At 61.8% G+C, this 3,509-nt stretch carries 1 protein-coding gene; it reads left to right on the top strand.

Annotated elements, in window-relative coordinates; translation table 11 throughout:
- A partial coding sequence (locus tag PMI29_RS03990) for a beta strand repeat-containing protein (protein WP_008002981.1) occupies nt 1-3,509 on the top strand: 3,509 nt, incomplete at both ends.

The raw sequence follows: 3,509 nt of genomic DNA, 5'->3' as shown, positions 1-3,509 counted from the left end.
CCCTCAACGGCAACGTACTGAGCAACGACGTGCAAGGCGCCGACAGGGTAGCGATCGGTGAAAACAGCGGGCCGATCACCCCCGGTACCTTCACCGGGACGTACGGCACCCTGGTGCTGAATGCCAACGGCACTTACACCTACACCCTCAACACCAGCGATGCCGATTTCAAGGCGTTGCACGGCGGTGGCGACGGTACGGAAACCTTCACCTATACGCTGACGGACACCGATGGCGACAGCAGCACCGCCTACCTGAAGCTGCAGATCCACAACAACGACAATCCGGTGACCCTCAACGGCCTCAACGTGTATGGCGGTGAGCTGACCGTCTACGAAAAACACCTCAGCGACGGCAGCAACCCCGACGCACCGGCCCTGACTCAAAGCGGGACGTTCACCGTGACCGCGCTGGATGGCCTGCAAACCCTGACCGTCGGCGGTATCGCCGTGGTCACGGCTGGCGTGGCCGCCGGCTTCCCGCAATCGATCACCACGCCGCTGGGCAGCACCCTGACCGTCACCGGGTTCAACGCCGCGACCGGGGTCGTCAGCTACAGCTACACCCTTAACGATAACGAAGCCCATCCGACGGCCAACGGCGCCAACAGCCTGACCGAGAACTTCAACGTCGTAGCCACCGATACCGATGGCGACAGTGCGACCGGGCAGATCAATGTCAACATCGTCGATGACTTGCCGAGCGCCAAACCTGACTCGTCGTCGGTAGTGGAGGGCGGCACCGTCAACATCAGTGTGCTGGGCAACGACATCAGCGGTGCCGATGGTCCGGCGACGGTGGTCGGCGTGCGCGCCGGTAACAATACCTCGACGTCGGCCATTGGCGGGTTGGGCAACCAGATCAATGGCACCTATGGCTACCTGACCCTCGATGCCAACGGCAACGCGGTGTATCACAGCAACCAGAACTCGGTCGGCGAACCGGGGGCCACCGATACGTTTACCTATACCGTGCGTGATTCCGATGGCGATGAAAGCACCACCACCATCACCATCGATGTGGCCAACAGCAACATCAAGGCCAACCCCGATAGCGATGTGACGGTCTACGAAAAAGCCCTCGATCTGAGCAAGGACGGGCAGGACCTGGCCGCCGGTACGGTCACCGGCAGCGACCCGGGCAACACTGGCGAAACCGCGTCCGGCACCCTGGTCGGTTCGGTCTCGGGTGCCAGCGGTGCGCTCACCTACACCCTGGTCGGCAGTGCCACCGGTACTTACGGGCAAATCCTGCTCAACCCCGACGGTAGCTACACCTACACCCTGACCTCGGCGCCGAAAACCTCGCCGAATGCCAACGACGGACCGAACAGCCTGAGTGAAAGCTTCACCTACAAAGCCACCGATGCGCTGGGCAACAGCAGCACCAGCACCATCGTGGTCAACATTGTCGATGACGTGCCCAAGGCGGTGGCAACGGATCGCTCGGTGGCGGCAGTGGAGATCGATTCCAACCTGCTGATCGTGCTCGACATCTCCGGCAGCATGGCCGACCCTTCCGGCGTGTCGGGCCTGTCGCGGCTGGAACTGGCCAAACAGGCCATCAGTGCCTTGCTGGATAAATACGACGACCTCGGCGATGTGAAAGTGCAACTCGTCACTTTCAGCAGCAGCGCCACCGACAGGACTTCGGTGTGGGTCGATGTTGCGACCGCCAAGACACTGCTGGCCGGCCTCACCGCAAACGGCGGCACCAACTACGACGCGGCCGTGGCGACCATGCAGACCGCGTTCAATACCTCGGGCAAATTGGTCGGCGCGCAAAACGTCGGTTACTTCTTCTCCGACGGCAAGCCCACTGCCGGCCAGGAAATCGGCACTGCCGACGAGACCGCGCTGAAAGCCTTCCTCGATGCCAACAACATCAAGAACTACGCGATCGGCCTGGGCAGCGGCGTGAGCAACGCCAACCTCAATCCACTGGCCTATGACGGCAGCAGTCACACCGACACCAATTCGGTGGTGGTGACCGACCTCAACCAGCTCAACTCGGTGCTGTCCGGCACTGTGATCGGCGCACCGGTGACCGGTTCGCTGCTAGGCGAGGGCGGTACCTTCGGCGCCGATGGCGGCTTTATCAAAACCATCACGGTGGACGGCACCACGTACACCTACGATCCGAGCGGCAACAGTAACCAGGGCTCGCTGAACTTCAGCGGCGGGCTCAACCACGGCACGTTCAACACCGTGGACAACACGTTGAGCATTGCCACCAACAACAGCGGTACCTTGCAGATCAATCTCGACACCGGTGAGTACGCCTACATTTCGCAGAAAACCACGTCGGTGTTGATCACCGAAAACATCGCATTCACCGCCAGCGATAACGACGGCGACCTGGCCAGTTCGACGCTGACCGTGAAAGTGATCCCCAACTCACCGCCAGTGGCCACCGATGACCACGTCATCACCAACGTGCTCTCGGGCACCGTCGTGGTGCCGGGTGAACTGTTGCTGGCCAATGACACCGACGCCAACGGCGATCAACTCTCGGCGGCACCAACCTCGTTCAACACCGGCTGGATAGCGAAGGGCGCGGACTTTACCGGCACCGGTGCGATCAGCTTCGCCGGCACCAACAGCACCCCCGCCAACCAGAGTCTGGCAGACGTGCGCAATGCCTTTGCGGCCAACGCAGCGACCATGACGGCGCTGCTGGTGATCAGTGGCTATCTCGACAAAGCGAACAGCTCCGATGGCAACAATGAAGACCTCATCACGGTCAAGCTGAAACAGGGTGAGACGCTCAACCTGGATCACAACCTGGCAGCCGGGCACGTCACGATGGAGTATTCGCTCAATGGTGGGGCGTTCGTAAGCATCGCCGATGGCGGCACCATCACCGCAAGCGCGGATGGCACTTACCAGATCCACATGACCAACATCACGAACACCAGTGGCGGCAATGCGAATGCGGCGGAAAACTATCAACTGACCATGACCGTCAACTACGCCGGGGCGCACGATGTCACCCCGGACTACCACGGTACCTACACCGCCAACGACAACCATGGCGGCAGCGACTCGGCCTACCTGACCATCAGCTATCAGGATGGCCACACCCTCACCGGCACCAGCGGGGATGATGTCCTGGTGGCGGGCACCGGCAACAACATCATCAATGCCGGCGACGGCAACGATGTGCTCACCGCCGGCTCTGGCAACAACGAGCTGCATGGCGGTGCCGGCAATGATTTGCTCTTCAGCGGCCCGGGCAATGACATCCTCGATGGCGGCACGGGCATCGACACGGCCAGTTACGCCCACGCCACCACCGGGGTGACGGTCGACCTCAGCCTGCTCACTGCGCAGAACACCCTGGGGGCGGGCACGGACACCCTGACCGGTATCGAAAACCTCACCGGTTCGAACTTCAACGACACCCTGGCCGGTGACAACAACAGCAACGTGATCAACGGTGGCCTGGGCAACGACATCCTCAATGGCGGGGGCGGCGATGACTGGCTGATCGGTGGCCTGGGCAACAAC

The sequence above is a fragment of the Pseudomonas sp. GM49 genome, from assembly GCF_000282355.1.
In the GTDB taxonomy this organism is placed as follows: Bacteria; Pseudomonadota; Gammaproteobacteria; order Pseudomonadales; family Pseudomonadaceae; genus Aquipseudomonas.
Note: the sequence above shows the minus strand (reverse complement) of the source record. Positions and strands in the feature narration are given on the sequence as shown.